We start from the raw sequence: 18,036 nt of genomic DNA, 5'->3' as shown, positions 1-18,036 counted from the left end.
GGGCGCCGAAACTACCCCATGCAAGCCCCCCTATCGAAAGTGCTAATCCCGGGAGTTCCCTAACGTGTTCGTAATGAGTCATCAGCTGCCGGACGTACAGGCGTCGGCGCCCGACGTCACGGTCGGGCTCTCACAGGTCGGCGTCACCGGCGTGGAGAAGCTCGTCAAGCTCGCCCGGGGGGATCGCCGTCCCATCGTCCTCATGGCCGAGTTCGAGGTGTTCGTCGACCTCCCGAGCGGCCGCAAGGGGATCGACATGTCGCGGAACCTCGCGACGATCGACGAGATCCTAGAGGAGATCACCCGCGAGGAGGCGTACCGCGTCGAGGACGTCTGCGGGGACGCCGCCGAGCGGCTCTTAGAGAAGCACGACTACACCACCACCGCCGAGGTGTCGATGACCGCGGAGCTCGTCACCCGCGAGGACACGCCGGCGTCCGGGATCGAGACGCAGAGCACGTCGACCATCATCGCCAGCGCGACCGCGACGGAGGACGGCACCCGCGAGGAGATCGGCGCGGAGGTCACCGGCATGACCGTCTGTCCCTGCTCGCAGGGGATGAGCGAGTCCCGCGCCCGCGAGAAGCTCGCCGAGCTCGGCGTCGACGAGGAGACGACCGAGGAGTTCTTGGACGCCGTCCCGCAGCCGGGCCACTCCCAGCGCGGTCACGCGACGCTCACCGTGACCACCGACGGCCACCCCGACATCGACCTGCGCGACCTCATCGACGTCGCCCGCGACTCGATGAGCGCGCGGATCTACAACATGGCGAAGCGGCCGGACGAGGACCACATGACCTACGAGGCCCACGCCGACGCGAAGTTCGTCGAGGACTGCGTCCGCGCGCTCGCCGAGGGGACGATCGAGGAGTTCGACCACCTACCGGACGACGCCGTGATCCGCATGAAACAGTCGAACGACGAGTCGATCCACCAGCACAACGCCCACGCCGAGCGCGAGGTCACGATGGGCGACCTGCGGACCGAACTGAACGCGCGCTAGACGCAGCCAGATACCCGTTCACCGAACGACCCTCGAACGCTCTAACCGCTCGATCAGATCGAGTCGCCCACTCTGTAGCGAACGCCGCCGAAGCCCCAGCCGCTCGGTTGTACGCGGTCGCCACTGGATTGCCGGTGAACACCGCCAAAGCCCCAGCCGCTCGCTTATAACTGATTGATACTGGATTGCCGGTGAACACCGCCAAAGCCCCAGCCGCTCGCTTATAACTGATTGATACTGGATTGCCGGTGAACACCGCCAAAGCCCCAGCCGCGAGGACTGCGCACGCTCGCTGCGCTCCTCACTCGGTCGCTCACTCTGTTCGCTTCCTCGTTGCGGTGCTTGGCGTCGCCTGCGCAGTCCTCGCGGCTGCCCCTTTGAGTCCCACCCGGACCGCACCGCAACCGCAGCCTCACACCTCCCCAGCCTCGCCGCGGCCGCCGGCGGCGGCCGCGGGCTCCCTCGCGCGTGCGGCTCGCGCCGCGTTGCGGCGCTCACCGGCACGCGCCGACCGCGTCGTTGTTTATAAATAGTCACCGCCGTCGCTCGCTGCCGCGTCTCCGCTGGCCGAGGTCGGCTCAGCGTGTGTCAGCGAATATCGAACGGATCGATCTCACCCGAACGACAGCGGTTCCGCCTCCGTCCACCGCGGCTCGAACTCCTCGCTCACGCTCGTCGCGAACTCCGCGTCCTTCACGTCGATCATCGCGAACGGCTCGTCGCCCGAGAGCGGATGCGGCACCTCGATGCACACCTCGATCCCGTCGAAGACGTTGAACGTCCCGTCGACGCCCGAAGTGGTTCGGACCTCGAACCCCGCCTTGTCCGACAGCTCCGCGGTGTAGCGCCGGCCGACGCTCCGCGGGAGCGCGTCGACGGTCTCCGGCGACAGCAACACCCGGATCTCGACGCCGCGGTCGAGCGCCGACTCCAGCTCGGCGGCGACCTGCTCGCCGATCGTGCCGAGGTCGAAGCCGGTCGCCGGCGCGCCGACGACCACCACCATCCGGCGCTCGGCGGCCGCGATCCGCTCCAAGAGGAGGTCCGTCGCCTCCTCCGCGCCGACCGCCGCGGTCCAGAACTGGCCGTCGACCGGTTCCCCCGCGTCGAGCTCGGTCGAGAGGTCGGCGACGACCTCCTCGTACTGCTCCGCCCGCGTCTCCAGCTCCCGCTTCTTCTCCTCTAACAGCCGGTCGAGCGCCGCGTCGGGCTCGACCGCCGCGTACTTCTTCGGCCGGCTGGCGGCCTGACTCCGGACGAGGCTGTGCTGCTCTAAGCTGTTGAGCACGTCGTACACCCGTCCCATGGGGACCTCGCTGGCCCGCGAGAGGTCCTTCGCCGTCGTCGGTCCGGTGCGCAACAGCGCGCGGTAGGCGCGCGCCTCGTACTCGGAGAGCCCCAGGTCCCGAAGGGATGCCATACGGACCGATCAGACGGCACCGATATAAACACGTCGCCCGTTTACACGCGGAGGTAGTGGGAAGCCCGCCGTGCCCGGGCGGCGGCGGACCGGGCCGATCGCGGAAACCGACCGAATACGGTCGAACGCGCCGACCGCCGCGTCCTACTCCGCGGTCTCGGCGACCCGCCGCATCAACTCGTCCGGCGTTTCCGCGGGCTTGGAGACTGCGTCGCCAGCGAGCACGACCGCCGACCCGGCGGGGACCGACCGCGGCGCGGGCGCTTCCTCCAGGTGGGCGTTCGGCGCGACGACCTTCTCGTGGTCGGCGACCCGCCACGCCGCGCGGTGGAGGTCGCTGCCGGGCTCGTCGCCGACCGCGACGACGGTGGTGCCGCGGCGGAGCCGCCCGACGAGGCTCCCGTAGCCGGCGACCTGCACGCTCAGCCGCTCCGTGGCCCCCGCGAACGATTCGGCCGTCTCGCGGGCGACCTCGCGGTAGCGGTCCTCGCCGGTCAGCGCCGCCAGGTCGAGCAGCGCGGTCGCCATCTCGACGTTGCCGTCGAGCGGGCGGAACGGGCGGTCGAGCAGGCCCGCCCCCGACCGCGGCCCGTCCACGAAGGAGCCGTCGACGTGCAGGCGGTCGATCGCTCGGTCCGTGACCGCGCGGGCGACGTCGACGCCCTCGCCGAGGACCCCGGCGGCGCGGACGTACGCGCTCACGACGCGGGCGGCGTCGTCGAGCAGGTCCGACTCGCCGGCCTCGTCGCTCCCGCGGAAGTGCGTCACCTCGCCCGAGTCGGCGTCGATCAGGTCGCGTTCGAGGCCGTCGAGGATCCGCTCGGCGTACTCCCGGGCGCGCTCGCGGTCGGTGTAGGCGGCGACCGCGAGCAGCGCGTCGGCCGCGAGCGCGTTCCCGCCCGCGAAGACGGTGAGGTCGCGGCGGGGCGCGTCGAGCTCCGCGCGGTCGTCGGCGGGCGCGGCGTAGTACGCGCGACCGAGCCCCGGGCCGAGGCTCCCGCCGACGCCGTAGCCGGTCCAGAGGTCGTCGGTGAGGAAGCCGACCGCGTCGGTCGCGGGCGTCAGGTACGCCTCGTCGCCGGTGTAGAGGTAGGCGTTCGCGAAGGCGCGCGTGACGGCCGCGTTCGTGTCGATCGGCTTCTCGTAGGCGACGTCGCCCCAGTCGCGGGTCCCCGCGAACCGGAAGAAGCCGCCGGCGACGTCGTCGGCGAGGTGGTCGCGCACCGCGTCCAGCGTCCGGAGGGCGCGGTCGCGGTCGCGCTTGAGCGCGAACTCGACGGTGCGGGGAAGCGGGAACTTCGCGTCCGTCCCCCAGCCGGCGTACTCGGCGTCGTACTTCGCCTCGACCTGTCCGGCGAGGTGGCTCTCGATCGCGTCGGTCAGCTCGCCGCGCGGCGGGAGGTCGGCGTCGAGCGCGCGGGGGACCCGTCCCGCCGACCGCCCCTTGTCGGCCCACATCCCCCGGACAGACTCCAGCACCTGTCGCATCCCGTCGACGTCGAGGTAGCCCGCGCCGGTGAGCAGCTCGCCGTCGGGCGTGAGGAAGGCCGTGGTCGGGAACCCGCCCATGTTGTACCGCTCGCGCACCCGGGGGCGCCGGTCGACGTCGACGCGGACCGGGACGAACCCCTCGTTGACGTTGGCGGCGACGCGGGGCTCCGCGTACGTGACGGCGTCCATCTCGTGACAGCCCTCGCACCAGGTGGCGGACAGCGAGAGGAGCACGGGACAGTCCCGCTCGTCGGCCTCGGCGAACGCCTCGGCGCCCCAGTCGCGCCACTCGACGTGCGTCTCGTCGGTCATACGGGCGGTCGGGTCGGCCCGTGGGTAAGCGCTTCGAGACGGCCGGGAGGCCGGCCGCCGTATCGACGGCCGCGACCGCGGAAGGCGATCGCAGAAGGCGAGCGGGAGGGCGTCGTCGAACGGTCCGATGCGGTCGAAGGGCGGCGCCTCGGCTCCGGGCGCCGCGCCGGTCAGCGCTTGTAGTCGTGGCCGACCGCGAGCGCCAGCGCGTTCGCGAACAGCAGGCCGACGAACAGCAGGCCGGTGCCGCCGTCGAGCCCCGAGTACAGGAGGACGGGGTAGGCGGCCGGGATGGCGATCGCGGCCCAGAAGGCGGCGGCCTTCACGGTACCGGTCATCAGTCCGGCCACCTGTCGGCCGGAGGCGAGGCGCGTGGGAGCGGGGATCGACATGGACACCGCTCACTACGACGGGGACCCACATATACCCGGGAGAGGGTTCGGGGGATTTCACCACGTTTCTCGGCGGACGACGAACGTTTTAGAACGCCTTCAGAGACGAGTAAAACGTTCATAGAGGGATGATATCTTTTTTCGGCCGCGGTCGGAGATCGATCCGGATCGCCGCCGAACGGTCCCGCCGCCCCGTCGGACGGGGTGCCGCCGCGGGACCAACCGCTTTGGTCCTCCGGGAGTACCGGGAGGTATGACGAACGCGAAGCCGACGGCGGAACGCGGAGCGCGAGGGGAGGGACGGACCGCGGCCGACGGCGGGACGAAGCCGCGCGTCGCGGTCCTCGCCTGCGGCGGCACCATCGCCTCGGAGCCGGACGACGGCGGCGCGGCGCCGGCGAAGACCGGCGACGACCTCGTCGCGGCGGTGCCGGGCGTCGAGCGACACGCGACCGTGAGCGCCCGCGAGGTCTGCTCGCGGCCGGGGTTCGACGTGCGGTGGCGCGACGTGCTCGCGACCGCGGCGGCCGCGCGGGAGGCGGTCGCCGAGGGGGCGGACGGCGTCGTCGTCACCCACGGCACCGACACGCTCGCCGACACCGCGTTCGCGCTCGACCTGCTCACCGACCTCGACGCGCCGGTCGTCGTCACGGGCGCGCAGCGCCGGCTGGACGAGGCGTCGAGCGACGCGCCCGCGAACCTGACGCTGGCGGTCCGCGCCGCCGCGGACGACCGGTTCGCGCCGGGCGTTCACGTCGCGTTCGACGACGAGTGCCACGCCGCCCGCGACGTGATCAAGGGCCACAGCAACGCGCTCTCGACGATGACCTCGCCGGGGACCGGCCCGGTCGCGACGTTCACCCGGGCCGGGTCGCGGCTGGTCCGGACGCCCGAGCGCGGCGTCGACGTCGACCCGCTCGCCGACGCGATCGGCGGCGCCGACGAGGTCCCCGAGGTCCCCGTGATCCACTCCGGGACGGGCGTCGGCGCTGACGCGATCGAGCGCGCGGTCGACGCGGGCGTCGGCGGGCTCGTGGTCGAGGGGACCGGCCTCGGGAACGCGACCGCGGCGATCGGCGACGCGGCCGCCGAGGTCCTCCCGGAGACCCCCGTCGTCGTCGCCGGACGCCCCCCGGCGGGCCCGACCGAGCCGGTGTACGGCACGCCCGGCGGCGCGGTCACGCTCGCGGAGCACGGCGCGACGTTCGCCGGCCCGCTCCCCGCGTCGAAGGCGCGGGTGGCGCTCGCGCTCGGGCTCGCGGCCGACCTCGACCGCGGCGGGGAGGGCGCCGGGGGCGACGCCCTCGCCGACCTGTTCCGGACGCCGGACGTCTGATGGGCGAGAAGGCACAGGGAGCCGTTTGCGCTTACGGGAAACACTTATGAGCGTCCGGCGTAGCGACGGCCATGACCCGACGCACGCGGCGGGCGGTCCTGTGCGGCCTCGGCGCGGGAGGCGTCGCCGCGCTCGCCGGCTGCACGAGCGAGGACGACCCGGGAACCGGCGACGGTGGTGACGGTGACGGCGACGGGAGCGACGGTGACGCCGCGGACGACGGTGACGGCGACGACGGCGATCCCGACCCCGAGACCGCGGTCCATCAGGTCGGCGGCGCGCTCTCCGGGCCGGCGTGGAACCGCGAGGAACGACGCGGCTTCTGCGCGCTGTTCGCGGAGGAGAGCGACGCGGCGTGGCTGCTCCGGGACGCCCCCGCGGAGACGGTCGCGTTCGTCGAGGCGACCGACTTCGACGAGTCGGTGCTCGCGTACGTCGAGTCGGTCGGCCCGACGACCTGCCACGCCAGGGTCTCGTTCGCCGACGTCGCGGTCGATGACGGAACTCTCGTCGCGAGCGCGACCGTCGAGGGGCCCGGCGACGACGTCGCCTGCGGGGAGGCGATCACCTACTCCGGGGCGTTCCTCCGAGCGACGACCGACGCCCGTCCCGACTCGGCCCGCGTCTCCCTCACCGACGGCTGGGGCGAGACGGGGACGGTGCGCGACGGTGACGGGATCCGCGACCCGGAGGGGCTCGCCGGCGACGTCCGTCCCGACCACGAGCCCTCGAACGTCCCCGCCGCCTTCGACTGCGACGCGGAGGGATTCGAGCGCCACCCGCAGGCGTACGACGGCGATGTCAACTGGGGCGGCGGGGGCGGCGCAGGCAGCGAATCGGGCGGCGACGGCCCGCTCGCGCTCCGCGTCGTGATCCCCGGCGACGGCGCCCCGGGGTCCGACCCGCTCGCGATCGGCCGCGGGACCCGGTTCCGGATCGAACTGACGAACGTCTCATGGCGGGTGGCGTACGTCGGCAACCAGGGGAAGTACAACCTGGAGATCCGCACGGCGGCGGGCTGGACCGAACTCCGCGGGACCGACGGCAACGCGACCCTCGGCTACACGGACGAGGCGCTCGCCGTCGATCCGGGCGAGACGCTGGCGTGGGAGTTCGAGATGACCGAGTCGGGGCTCGTCGAGGGCGGGCCGCACGCCGACGCGCTCCGGGTCTGTCCGGACCTCGTCCCCGGTCGCTACCGGTTCGTCTTCTTCGGCGCCGCCGATCTCGCGGTCGCGTTCGACTACGAGGGGTGACGGAGGCGGAGGCGTCGGGTCCGCGCGCAGCGGTCGCGTCCGCCGTCGAGCCCGTCCGCGTCAGGCTCGCACCTCGATCAGGAGGTCCGACTCGGGCGACTCGCCCATCGTCTCGCGGACGCGGTCCCACGAGAGCTCCGCTCGGGCGGTCACCGTCTCGGCCGCGATCGCGCCGCACGCGTTGCCGACGAGCAGCGGCACCTGGTAGTCGCGCGGGTCGTGCGAGAACCCGCCGTCGACGATCTCCGGCTCGCGGAGGGCCGCGCCGAGGAACCCGGCCGCGAAGGCGTCGCCGGCGCCGGCCGTGTCGACGGGGTCGACGTCGAAGCCGGGATGCGAGACGTCGCCGTGAGGCGTCCGGACCGTCGCGCCCTCGTCGCCGAGCTTGATCGCGACGACGCGGTCCTCCGGCTCCCACGGGTCGACGTCGGTCGAGTCGGCCAGCGCGTCGGCCTCCCGAGCGTTCAGGAAGAGGGCGTCGGCCGCGTGGAGCGCCGCGCCGAACTCGCGGTCGCCGACGCGCCGCCCCGGGTCGAAGCTCCGGGTCGCGCCCGCCTCGCCCGCCGCGGTCGCCAGCGCCGCCGCCGTCTCGGGCCGCTGGCCCGTGAGGTGGAGGTGGTCGGCCGCCGCGAGGGCGTCGCGGTCGAGCCCGGCGGCCGTGAACGACTCGTTGGCGCCGTCGTTGGCCAGCATCAGGAGCTCGCCGCCGCCGTCGACGATCACGTACTTCACCGAGGTGGGCTCGTCGGCGTCGACGAGGACCTGCCCGGGGTCGACGCCGGCGCTCGCGAGCTCGCGGAGGGCGAGCGCGCCCGACTCATCGCCGCCGACGCTCCCGTAGACCACCGACCGCCCGCCGAGGTCGACGAGCCCGACCGCGACGTTCGCGGCGCTGCCGCCGCCGGACTGTTCGAGCCGCTCGATCCGGGTCTCCCCGTCCGGCTCGGGGAGCCGGTCCACGTGGATCGTCACGTCCCAGTTGATGTGACCCGCGGTGACGACCTTCGGGCCGCGGCCCGACTCGTCGGGCGCGAGGTCGGGGTCCTCGTCGACGTGGCCGGCGTCCTCGCCCGGGGCCGAGCCCTCCGGTCCTCTCGCGTCGTTCGTCCCTCTCCCGTCGTTCGTCCCTCTCCCGTCGTCGCCCGATCCGGCGCCGTCCGCCGCCCCGTCCCGGCTCATGGCTCCGCCCACGGCTCCGCGGCGCCCTCGCCGAACAGGTCCCGCATGAGCGTCACGATGCTCTCGGGCGGGAACTGCCCCTGCTCGGTGACGATCGCGTCCATGTACCGCGGCGGCGTCACGTCGAAGGCGGGGTTCTCGACGTCGATCTCGCCGATCGCCTCGCGGGCCTCGGCGTCGATCACCTCCGCCTCGTCGCGCATCTCGATCTCGACGGTGTGGCCCGTCAGCGTCTCCGGGTGGAGCTTGATCGTCTGGGCGGCAGTCATGATCGGGACGCCGCGCTCGCGGGCGTTGACGGCGAGCCCCGAGGTGCCGATCTTGTTGATGACGCCGCCGTCGGCCGCGATCGAGTCGGCGCCGACGACGACGTGGTCGACCTCGTCGAGGTAGCGCCGCGCCGCGGAGTCGACGATGAGGGTGACCGGGACTCCGGCGTCGCGGAGCTGCTCGGCGGTGATGTGGCCCTGCTGGCGCGGGCGGGTCTCCTTGACGACCGCCGAGATCGACTTCCCCTGCTCGACGGCCGTCTCGATACACGCGAGCGCGTCCGTCGAGTGGCAGTGGGTCATCACCGTGTCGCCGTCGGCGAGGCGGTTCGCGCCCACCCGCCCGAGGTCCTCCCGCGCGCGGTCGAGCTGGCGGACGAACGCCTCGCTCGCGTCGACCACGCTCCGGCGGAGCCGGTCGACCGACTCCCCCTCCATCCGCTGGAGGACGTACCGGAGGGCGTTCGGCAGCGAGACGGCCGTGGGGCGCGTCTCGCGGAGGGTCCGGGCCGCGGCGCGCATCGACGCGCGGAACGCCGCCGGATCGCTCGCGGTCCGGCCGCTCGCCGCGGCCGCGCGCGCCTGCTCGGCGAGCGCCTCGGCCGCCGCGGACGCGATGGTCGCCGCCCCGCGGACCTCCATCGTCGCGATCGCCTCGGCGGTCTCGCGCACCGCGGCCGCCGGCTCGTGCTCGGTCATACCGATCCGGTAGCCGGCCGGCTATTTATAAAACCGGGCGACCGTCACGGGATCCGGATCCTACTCCGCGTCCGGCCGCTGCCCGTAGCTCTCGAACCGCTCCTCGACGGTCGCGAGCTGGTCGTCGGTGAGGACGTTCGGCTCGCCGACCGCCGACGCCCGGAGGTAGAGCCGACAGAGGTCCTCGACGTGGTGCGTGTTCTCGATCGCGGTCTCGACGTCCGGCCCGGTCACCACGAGCCCGTGGTTCGCGAGGATCGCCGCGTCGGCGTCGGCCTCGGCCATCGCGGCGACGGCGTTCGCGGCCAGCTCCTCGGTGCCGTACGGGGCGTAGTCGGCGAGCGGGACCTCGCGCCCCACCGAGACGATCATGTAGTGGACCGGCGGCAGCTTCCGGCCGAGCGTCGCCATCGTCGTCGCCCACGGCGAGTGGGTGTGGACGATCGCGCCCGGCCGGTCGTGCTCGTAAATGCCCGTGTGCATCGGCACCTCGCTCGACGGCGCCATCCGGCCCGCCAGTCGCTCGCCCCCCAGCGAGACCACCGGCACGTCGTCGGCGTCGAAGGCGTCGTACCGCACGCCGGTCGGCGTCACCGCGACCGCGTCGCCGTCGCGGACGCTGAGGTTCCCCGTCCGACCGGGCGTCAGGGCGGCGAGCGCCGGGGCGTGCTCGACGACCGCCTCGCGGGCGTCGCGGAGCAGGTCCGGGTCAGAGGCCGGCGCGTCCCGGCTCACGGCGCCACCTCCGTCAGGTCGGCGAAGGCATCGAGGCGGTGGTCCGGACGCCGCGGCCCGCGGAGCTCCCCTTCGTCGGGCGCGTCGCCGCCGGCGACGAACAGCGCGGTGTCCATCCCGACCGCGTTCGCGCCGGCGACGTCGGCCTCGACGTTGTCGCCGACCATCAGCGCCTCGCTCGGTCGGCAGTCGAACGCCGCGAGGGCGGTCGTGAACGGGAGCGCGCTGGGCTTCTCGCGGCCGACCTCCTCGGAGGTGACGAGCCGGTCGATCCGGTCGCCGATCCCGAGCCGCGCGAGCTTCCGGAGCTGCACGCGGGTCGTGAGGTTCGTCACGACCGCGACGTCGGTCCCGGCCGCCGCGAGCGCGTCGAGGACCGACTCGACGCCGTCACAGAGCGCCATCTCCTCGGCGTACCCGTCCCAGTAGGCGTCGCCGACCGCGAGCGCGGTCCCGGCGTCGCACTCCCCGGCGTAGCGCCGGAGCGCGCGCTTGAAGTAGATGTGCCGGTCGTGGGAGGCGGCGGTGCCGGCGGTCTCCCGCTTCGCCTCCCGCCGCGCGGTCGCGTACAGCTCGTCGAACGCCTCGCGGTCCATCTCGTGGCCGCGGTCGCGGAGTGCCGCGAGCGCCGCCCGCTTGCCCGCCTCGTTACAGGGCGGGTACGGGTACAGGGTGTCGTCGAGGTCGAAACAGACCGCCTCGTAGCTCATGACTCCACTCGGCCGGGCGGCGACTTAAGCGTGGTTCGACGGGGCGCCGGCGGTCGCTCCGACGGACCGCCCGCTTATCACCGATGCCGCGGCCAACGCGCCCGTGAACTGACCGATCGCCCGCGGCGACCGAGGCGGGAGTCCGGCGCACCGCCGCGGGGGAGCCGCCGCGCCCGCGCCGGCTGTTCGCCACTTCCGCGGAGACGCACCTCGACCGCGGTCCGTCCGCTCACTGCTCGTTCATCGCCTCGCTGGCGATGTTCCGGCCGCGGGAGTTGAGCGCCACCTCGCGGCGCACGCGCACCTCCTCGACCACTTCGAGCTCCACGAGCCGCTCGAACGTCTCCTCGACCGCGTCGACGTCCATCCCGAGGAACGACGGGATCTCGAACGGCGAGACGCCGGAGTACAGCGCCATCAACACCTCCCGGTCGCGGCTTGAGAGGTCGACGTTCGTCGACGAGCGCTCCTCGCCCTTCCGGAGCCACGCCTCGACGAACCGCATCCGGTTGGGGTCGCCCGCGACGTGCGTCTCGATACTGGTGCCCTCGTCGTCGGTGTGGGACACCTCGATGACGGGCTTCTTCTCGCCGTTGACCGTGCGTTTGGCGGCGTCGAGCCCGCTGATGTCGTCGAGGTCGAACTCCACGAACGCGCCGCCCTCTAAGGCGGCGTTGAGGCCGTTCTCGTCGACCTTCACGCGGGCCTGTTCCCACTCCGTCTCCCGGACGACGCCGCCCTCGATCGCGGGGTGTTTGGCGGTCACCGTCCGCTGGTCGAGCAGCGCCCGGTACACGTCGCGCTCGAACTCCTCGTGGTCGGACGCGGCGACCAACAGCACCTGGTCGCCGAGGTCGAAGCTCACGTAGTTCGAGACGCGCGCGACCGACTGGTTAGCGTCGTGGCGCCCGCCCAGCCCCCGGAGTTCGGAGAGGGGGATCGTGCGCTTCCCGTCGTTGCCGGCCAAGATCAGCCGCCGGTTCGAGAGGAGCACCCGGCCCGGCGTCCACGAGACGTCGCTCACCTTCCGCCCCTCCCGGACCGCGACCGCGAAGCGTCCCTGGGTGTCCGCCACCTTGTACTCGCCGCCGCCGTCGGACATCTACGGCCCCCCCGCCCGGAGCTTGGAGACCGCCGAGAACACCCGCTGCCGGACCGCGGAGCTCTCGTCGTCGGTGAGGCCTTCGAGCCGGTTCAGCGTCTCCTGCCCGCCGATCTGCCCGAGGACGAACACCGCCTTCGCCCTGGCGTCCTCCGGGTGTTCGGTGCCGATCCGGTCGAGCAGCCGGTCCTCGACGACCGGGCCGCCGAGGCTCTTGAGGCTGGTGGCCGCGAACTGGGCGGTCTGTGCGTCATCGTCGGCGAGCGCGTCCGCGAGCGCCTCGACGGCGAGCGCCGACTCCGGCTCCGCGACGCGGCCGAGGATCCACGCCGCGTTCCGGCGCTGACGGCTCTGTTGACCCTCCGTGAGGATCTCGACGAGCGGCTCGACGACCGTGTCGTCGTCGGCCGACTTCAGCTTGGAGACGACGCGGTCCCGGACCGCGTGGCTCTGTTCGGTCGGGACGTTCGACAGCAGCTCGATGACCGAGTACACCGCGGCGTTGCGGACGACGGCGCTCTCGTCGCCGAGCGCGCGCGCCAGCGGCTCCACCGGTTCGGGGTTGTTCGCCTTCCCGAGCGCGCCCGCGGCGATCCGCCGGAGCGACTCGTCGCCGGCGTCGAGGAGGTCGAGCAGCGGCGAGAGCGCCTGGTCCGTTCCGACGTTCCCGAGGGCGTTGGCCGCGGCCCGCCTGACCCGTGGGTCGTCGTCGTCGAGCCGCTCCGTGAGGGCCGGCACCGACCGCTGGTCCGCGAACGTCCCGCAGGCCTGACAGGCGCGCAGCCTAACCCGGGAGTCCTCGTCGTCGAGCGCCTCGACGAGGTGTGGGAGCCCGGTGGCGTCGTCGAGCCCGCCGAGCGCGTTCGCGGCGGCCATCCGGAGCTCCGGGCGGTCCGCCTTGAGCGCGCGGGCGAACTTGCGGGCGGTGACCCACTCCGCCTCGGAGCCGCTGGTACCGGTGAGCTCTTCGAGGAGCTGTTCGAGCGCCGCCTGTCCGAGCTCGTCGAGCGCGTCGACCGCGGCGCCCCGGACCTCCGCGTCGTCGTCGCTCGTGGCCGCGCGGAGGAGTCCGTCGACGGTCGCCTGATCGCCGACGTCGCCGACCTCGCCGAGGAACTCGGCCGCCCGGCGCCGGACCGCGGCGCTGTCGCTGCTCAGCGCGTCTCTGAGCCGTTCCACGTTCTCGTCCCGAGCGTGCTGATACAGCGACATCAGACCCTCCCGAACACCCGTCGGCGCTTGTCGATCGGCTCGTACCTGTCGGACCGGTCCGGCGGGACGCTCTCGGTCATGCCGAGCACGAGCACGCCGTCGTCGGCGATCGACGCCTCCAGCGTGTCGAACAGCGCCCCCTTGTGGTCGGCGTCGATGTAGATCAGCAGGTTGCGGCACAGCACGACGTCGAACGGGTCGCGCGCGCCGTCGCGGATCAGGTCGTGGGTCTCGAAGTCGACGAGGCGCTTGACCGCCCGCCGCACCTCGAACGTGTCGCCGTCGCGCTCGACGTACCGATCGGGGTCGGAGAGCGGTTCCAGCTCCTCGGCGATGTCCGTCGTCCGGGTCGTGTGGTAGACGCCCTCGCGGGCGCTGTCGAGCGCCTCCTGACTGATGTCGGAACCGAGCACCTCGACCCGCGACTCGTCGATCCGGGGGTCGTCGCAGGCCAGCATCGCGACCGAGTACGGCTCGCGGCCGTCCGCCGAGGGGGCCGACCAGACGCGGACCCGCCGCTGCTCGCTCGTCCGATCGCGGAGCACGTCGCGGAGCGCGTCCCACATCTCGGGGTTGCGGAAGAACTCCGTCACGTTGATCGTGAGCGCGTCCATCAGCGCCTGCCGCTCCTCCTCGTCCTCGCGGAGCAGCCGCTCGTACTCCGCGTGCGACTCGGTGTCGCGGCGGCGCATCCGCGCGGTGATCCGGCGGTCGAGGTACGACTCGTTGTAGTATCCGGGCTCGAACGGCACCGTGTCGTCGATCTGTCTGAGGACGCCCTCGAAGGGGGTCTCGGCGCTCATAGGCTCACCACGTCGAGGACGGCCACGACGTCGCCGTCGCCGAGGACCGCCGTGCCGCTGAGTCCCGGCGTCCCCGACAGCGGGCCGTCGAGCGGTTTCACCACCACCTCCTCCTGGTCGAGCACGGCGTCGCAGTGGAGCGCGACCTGTCGCGTCTCCTCGCGGATCCGCACGAGCATGCCGTCGTCGGTCGGTTCACCGGCCCCGCCGTCGTCGGACGCCGTCGGCTCCGCCGGGACGAACCCGTCGTCGCCCGGCTCGTCGGGCGCGACGCCGCCGTCCGCTGCGGGGGGGCCGGTCCCGGACGCCTCGGCCGCGGACGCCTCGGCCCCCGTCGAGCCGACCTCGCCGAGCCGCTCCTCCAGTCGGATCACGGGATAGAGGTCGTCCTCGTGGCGGACGATCTCGTCGCCGTGGACCTCCTCCACGTCGTCCGCGCGGGCGACCTCGGCGATCGACTTGATCGGGATGCCGTACTCCGTCCCGCCCACGTCGACGAACATCACCTTCACGATGGCGACGGTGACCGGGAGCCGGAACCGGACCGTGGTCCCCTCGCCGGGCTCGCTCTCGACGGAGACGGACCCGTCGAGGTCGCGGGCGGTCGTCCGGACCACGTCCATCCCGACCCCGCGCCCGGAGACGTCGGTCACCTCCTCCGCGGTGGAGAGGCCGGGGTGGAAAACGAGGTCGTACGCCTCGTCGTCCTCCATCGCCTCGACCGCCTCGCGGCTCCTGACGCCCTCGTCGACCGCCTTCTCGCGGAGCCGGTCGGGATCGAGCCCGCCGCCGTCGTCCGCGACCTCGATGATCACGTGGTCGCGCTCGCGCTCGGCGGTGAGCCTGACGTGCCCGGTCGGGTCCTTGCCGGCGGCCTCGCGCTCCTCGGGCGACTCGATCCCGTGGTCGACCGCGTTCCGCAGGACGTGCACGAGCGGGTCGCGCATCTCCGTCAGGATCGTCCGGTCGAGCTCGACGTCGTCGCCCTCGATCTCGAAGTCGATCCGCTTGTCGAGGTCCCGCGAGATGTCGCGGACGAGCCGCGGGAAGGAGTCGGACACCTGCGAGAACGGGATGAGCCGCATGTCCATCGCCGTGTCCTGCAGGCTGGACGCGAGCTTGTCGAGCTCGTCTAACGTGTCCGACTCGGCGTCGGCCGCCTCCAGCTCGCGCCGGAGCTTGATCCGGCTCGTCACCAGCTGCTCGACGAGCCCGTACAGCTCGTCGACCTGGTCGACGTCGACCCGGATGGACTTGATCTCGTCGCGGTCGGCCTTCCCGGACGAGGAGTCGGACCCGCCGTCGTCCGGATCGGTTTCGGCTTCGCCGTCGTCGTCCGGATCGGTTTCGACTTCGCCGTCGTCTGAATCGACGGTGACCTCGCCGTCGTCCGATTCCGGCGCCTCGGCCGATTCGTCCTCCGGAGACGTCGCTTCCGGTTCGCCGTCCGGGGAGGTCGCCTCCGGATCGGCCGGCTCCCACTCGTCGTCAGCCGTGCCGTCGACCGCGCCGTCGCGGTCGGCCGCGCCGTCACCGTCGACGAGGGCCGTCGCGATCGACTCGACCTGCGTCAGCGCGCCGAGCCCCTCCGCGACCACGTCGGGGTCGGCGTCGGCGACGAAGGCGTCGAACCCCTCGTCGTACTCGCCGTCTTCCAGCGCGTCCGGGCCCGGCTCGGTGACGTGACCGTCGAACTGGTCGTCGAGCGCCTGCAGGACGAGCGCGGCGTCGACCCCGGCCATCGCCGTCTCGCCGACCGTCACGTCCGCGTACACGACGGGGCCGTCGAGCGCCGCGACCCCTGCGGGGAGTTCGGGGACGGAAATATCGGTGTCGTCGCCGTCGACGGCGTCGTCCGGGTCGGTCGCGTCGCCGTCCTCGCCGCCGTCGGCGTCCGCGACCGACCCGCCGCTCGCCGAGCCGTCGCCCTCCGCGTCTCCCGCGTCGCCCGCGTCGCCGCCGACGGTCCCGTGCTCCTCCATCTCGCGGAGTCGGCCCTCCAGGTCGGCGGGATCGGTCGCCACCTCGCCGTCGTCGGCGATCTCGGCGACCATCGCCTCGACGGTGTCGACGCCCTCGAACAGCAGGTCCATCAGCTCGGGCGTCACCTCCCGATCGCCCTGCCGGACCGCGTCGAGTAAGTCCTCCAGAGCGTGTCCGAAGTCGGAGACGTCGTCGTATCCCATCGCCGCGGCGTTCCCCTTCAGCGTGTGTGCGACGCGGAACACGTCGTCCATCGCCTCGGCGTCCTCGGGGTCGGCCTCCAGGGCGAGCAGGGCGTTGTTGAGGTCCGTGATGCCGTCCTCCGCCTCGGCGACGAACGCGGCGCGGTGGGAGTCCATCAGGCCTCACCTCCCACGATCGCGCCGGCGACGTCGTCGAGGTCGCACACCTCGTCGACCCCGCCGGTCTCGACCGCGCGCTTCGGCATCCCGTAGATGACGCAGGTGTCCTCGCTCTGCGCGATCGTCCGCGCGCCGGCGTCGGCCATCGCCCGGATCCCCTCCGCGGCGTCCGACCCCATCCCGGTCAACACGACGCCGACGAGCGGGTCGTCGACGACCGCGGCCGCCGAGCGCATCGTCACGTCGGCGGCCGGGGTGACCGACTTGGAGTCGTCCTCGTCGAGCTTGACGCGGAGCCGCCCCGCGCGGTAGCTGTCGATACGGGTGTGGCTCCCGCCGCGGGCGACGACCGCCTCGCCGGCGCCGATCCGCGCGCCGTCGCTCGCCTCGCGCACGTCGTACGCCGAGGCGGCGTCGAGGCGGTCGGCGAACCGCGAGGTGAACGCCTCCGGCATGTGTTGAACGACCACGACCCGGCAGTCCGCCATCGGCAGCGCCGACATGACGCGCTCGACCGCGTTCGGGCCGCCGGTCGACGCGCCGATCACGACCGTCAGCGGCCCGTCGACGTCGACCGCCTCGCCGTCGCTCGAAGCGGCCGAGCCGGTCGCGCCGGCGGAGCCGCGCGAGCCGCTCGCGTCGGTCGCGTCGTCGCGCTCGCGTCGGTCGCGGGTCGCCGCGTCGAGGTCGGCGCCCGCGACCGACCGGACCGCCTCGACGAGCCGATCGGACTCCCGGGAGACGCCGGTGGACACCTCGCCGCCCGGCTTCGAGAAGAAGTCGACCGCGCCGCGCTCCAGCGCCTCGAAGGTCACCGCCGCGCCCTCGGCGGTGTGCGCGGACAGCATGAGGACGGGCGTCGGCGTCTCGGCCATCAGCCGCTCGACGGCCTCCAACCCGTCCATCCCGGGCATCTCGACGTCCATCGTCACGGCGTCCGGACGCGTCTCGGCGACCACCGACAGCGCCTCCGCGCCGTCGCCGGCCTCGCCCACCACCGCCACGCCGGCGTCCGTCAGGAGGTCGGCGATCAGGCCCCGCATGAACGGCGAGTCGTCGACGACGACCACCCGCACCGGGTCGTCGCGACCCCCCCGCCGATCCGTCGTCCCACTCATACACGAAGGCGGACTCAGAATCGGCATAAACCCACGGACCCAGGAATCACCCCTGATAATTCAGGGGACACGGTTATTGGACCCGTCGCCGCAGGTCCGCCCATGGCAGCCACCGAGACGGAGGCCGAGCCCACGAAGGTGTTGGAGTTCGGACTGGGCGACGGGACGTACTGTCTGGACATCGGCGTCATCGACGAGATCGTCGACGCGGGCGAGCTCACGCGCATCCCGAACTCCCCGGCCCACGTCGAGGGCGTCATGGACCTGCGCGGCCGGACGACGACGATCGTCGACCCGAAGACGCTCTTCGACATCGCGGAGGAGGGCCCCCGCGAGCGCATCGTCGTGTTCGACGACGACGAGATCGACGAGGGCGGCACCGTCGGCTGGATGGTCGACGAGGTGTTCCAGGTCCGCGACGTCGCGCCCGAGGACGTCGACCGGGGGACGACCGTCGACGACGAGGGGATCCGCGGGATCGTCAAGTCCGACGACCGCTTCGTCGTCTGGGTCTCGCCCGACGTGGAGGACTTCGACGTCGGCGAGGCGATCTCCGAGGACGCCGAGGCCTGACGCGGGGGCTCGGCGCGGATCCGCGGACCCGCGGACGCGACGGGGATCCCCCGCCGACCGTTCTCACCCCTGAGAAACGGG

Annotated in this window: 16 protein-coding genes; 4 read left to right on the top strand and 12 right to left on the bottom strand. The window is 72.9% G+C overall.

Features of this window, described 5'->3' with window-relative positions:
• Positions 1 to 73 precede the first annotated feature (73 nt).
• Positions 74 to 1,003, top strand: a complete 930-nt coding sequence (gene mptA, locus ACFQMF_RS02490) for a GTP cyclohydrolase MptA (RefSeq protein WP_256407530.1) — start codon at positions 74 to 76, stop codon at positions 1,001 to 1,003.
• Between the two features lie 613 nt (positions 1,004 to 1,616).
• Here the strand turns inward: mptA and ACFQMF_RS02485 are convergent.
• The 3 genes from ACFQMF_RS02485 to ACFQMF_RS02475 all read right to left on the bottom strand — a co-directional run bounded on the left by ACFQMF_RS02485 (position 1,617) and on the right by ACFQMF_RS02475 (position 4,618).
• Positions 1,617 to 2,423, bottom strand: coding sequence for a TrmB family transcriptional regulator (locus ACFQMF_RS02485; RefSeq protein ID WP_256407529.1), 807 nt, complete (start codon positions 2,421 to 2,423; stop codon positions 1,617 to 1,619).
• Positions 2,424 to 2,567: 144 nt separating this feature from the next.
• Positions 2,568 to 4,226, bottom strand: a complete 1,659-nt coding sequence (locus tag ACFQMF_RS02480; protein WP_256407528.1) for a DUF255 domain-containing protein — start codon at positions 4,224 to 4,226, stop codon at positions 2,568 to 2,570.
• 170 nt (positions 4,227 to 4,396) lie between these two features.
• The gene (locus ACFQMF_RS02475) at positions 4,397 to 4,618 is read right to left on the bottom strand and encodes a DUF8028 family protein (RefSeq protein WP_256407527.1); all 222 of its coding nucleotides are present in this window, start codon (positions 4,616 to 4,618) and stop codon (positions 4,397 to 4,399) included.
• Between the two features lie 253 nt (positions 4,619 to 4,871).
• Between ACFQMF_RS02475 and ACFQMF_RS02470 the strand changes: the two genes are divergently transcribed.
• Both ACFQMF_RS02470 and ACFQMF_RS02465 read left to right on the top strand, forming a co-directional pair.
• Positions 4,872 to 5,954: an asparaginase gene (locus ACFQMF_RS02470; RefSeq protein WP_256407526.1), complete on the top strand. Its 1,083-nt coding sequence runs from the start codon at positions 4,872 to 4,874 to the stop codon at positions 5,952 to 5,954.
• Positions 5,955 to 6,025: 71 nt separating this feature from the next.
• On the top strand, positions 6,026 to 7,210 hold the full coding sequence (locus ACFQMF_RS02465; protein ID WP_256407525.1) for a hypothetical protein: 1,185 nt from the start codon (positions 6,026 to 6,028) through the stop codon (positions 7,208 to 7,210).
• A 60-nt stretch (positions 7,211 to 7,270) separates the two neighbouring features.
• Here ACFQMF_RS02465 and ACFQMF_RS02460 read toward each other — a convergent pair whose 3' ends face one another.
• From ACFQMF_RS02460 to cheB, 9 genes are all read right to left on the bottom strand, one after another.
• Positions 7,271 to 8,389, bottom strand: a complete 1,119-nt coding sequence (locus tag ACFQMF_RS02460; protein ID WP_256407524.1) for an ATP-dependent ribose-1-phosphate kinase — start codon at positions 8,387 to 8,389, stop codon at positions 7,271 to 7,273.
• Positions 8,386 to 9,357, bottom strand: a complete 972-nt coding sequence (locus ACFQMF_RS02455; protein ID WP_256407523.1) for a ribose 1,5-bisphosphate isomerase — start codon at positions 9,355 to 9,357, stop codon at positions 8,386 to 8,388. Before ACFQMF_RS02455 ends, ACFQMF_RS02460 begins: the two co-directional genes overlap by 4 nt.
• Positions 9,358 to 9,417: 60 nt before the next feature.
• Positions 9,418 to 10,092 (bottom strand): class II aldolase/adducin family protein, encoded by a 675-nt coding sequence (locus ACFQMF_RS02450; RefSeq protein WP_256407522.1) that lies wholly within the window; start codon positions 10,090 to 10,092, stop codon positions 9,418 to 9,420.
• Complete coding sequence (locus ACFQMF_RS02445) at positions 10,089 to 10,802, bottom strand: HAD family hydrolase (RefSeq protein WP_256407521.1); 714 nt, start codon at positions 10,800 to 10,802, stop codon at positions 10,089 to 10,091. Before ACFQMF_RS02445 ends, ACFQMF_RS02450 begins: the two co-directional genes overlap by 4 nt.
• 229 nt (positions 10,803 to 11,031) lie before the next feature.
• Positions 11,032 to 11,904 (bottom strand): CheF family chemotaxis protein, encoded by an 873-nt coding sequence (locus ACFQMF_RS02440; RefSeq protein ID WP_256407520.1) that lies wholly within the window; start codon positions 11,902 to 11,904, stop codon positions 11,032 to 11,034.
• Positions 11,905 to 13,116, bottom strand: coding sequence for a HEAT repeat domain-containing protein (locus ACFQMF_RS02435; RefSeq protein WP_256407519.1), 1,212 nt, complete (start codon positions 13,114 to 13,116; stop codon positions 11,905 to 11,907). It lies immediately after the preceding gene.
• Positions 13,116 to 13,919, bottom strand: coding sequence for a CheR family methyltransferase (locus ACFQMF_RS02430; RefSeq protein ID WP_256407518.1), 804 nt, complete (start codon positions 13,917 to 13,919; stop codon positions 13,116 to 13,118). The genes ACFQMF_RS02435 and ACFQMF_RS02430 overlap by 1 nt, the downstream gene beginning before the upstream one ends.
• Positions 13,916 to 16,261 carry a chemotaxis protein CheA gene (locus tag ACFQMF_RS02425; protein ID WP_256407517.1) on the bottom strand — a complete coding sequence of 782 codons (2,346 nt, stop codon included), beginning with the start codon at positions 16,259 to 16,261 and terminating at the stop codon, positions 13,916 to 13,918. Before ACFQMF_RS02425 ends, ACFQMF_RS02430 begins: the two co-directional genes overlap by 4 nt.
• The gene (gene cheB / locus ACFQMF_RS02420) at positions 16,261 to 17,382 is read right to left on the bottom strand and encodes a chemotaxis-specific protein-glutamate methyltransferase CheB (RefSeq protein ID WP_256407516.1); all 1,122 of its coding nucleotides are present in this window, start codon (positions 17,380 to 17,382) and stop codon (positions 16,261 to 16,263) included. Before cheB ends, ACFQMF_RS02425 begins: the two co-directional genes overlap by 1 nt.
• 102 nt (positions 17,383 to 17,484) lie before the next feature.
• On the opposite strand from cheB, the gene ACFQMF_RS02415 reads away from it, so the two are divergent.
• Positions 17,485 to 17,955 (top strand): chemotaxis protein CheW, encoded by a 471-nt coding sequence (locus tag ACFQMF_RS02415; protein ID WP_092564880.1) that lies wholly within the window; start codon positions 17,485 to 17,487, stop codon positions 17,953 to 17,955.
• The last annotated feature ends 81 nt before the right edge of the window (positions 17,956 to 18,036 follow it).

It is taken from the genome of Halorubrum rutilum, assembly GCF_042665015.1.
Lineage (GTDB): Archaea > Halobacteriota > Halobacteria > Halobacteriales > Haloferacaceae > Halorubrum > Halorubrum rutilum.
This window is presented reverse-complemented; position numbering and strand designations above follow the sequence as displayed.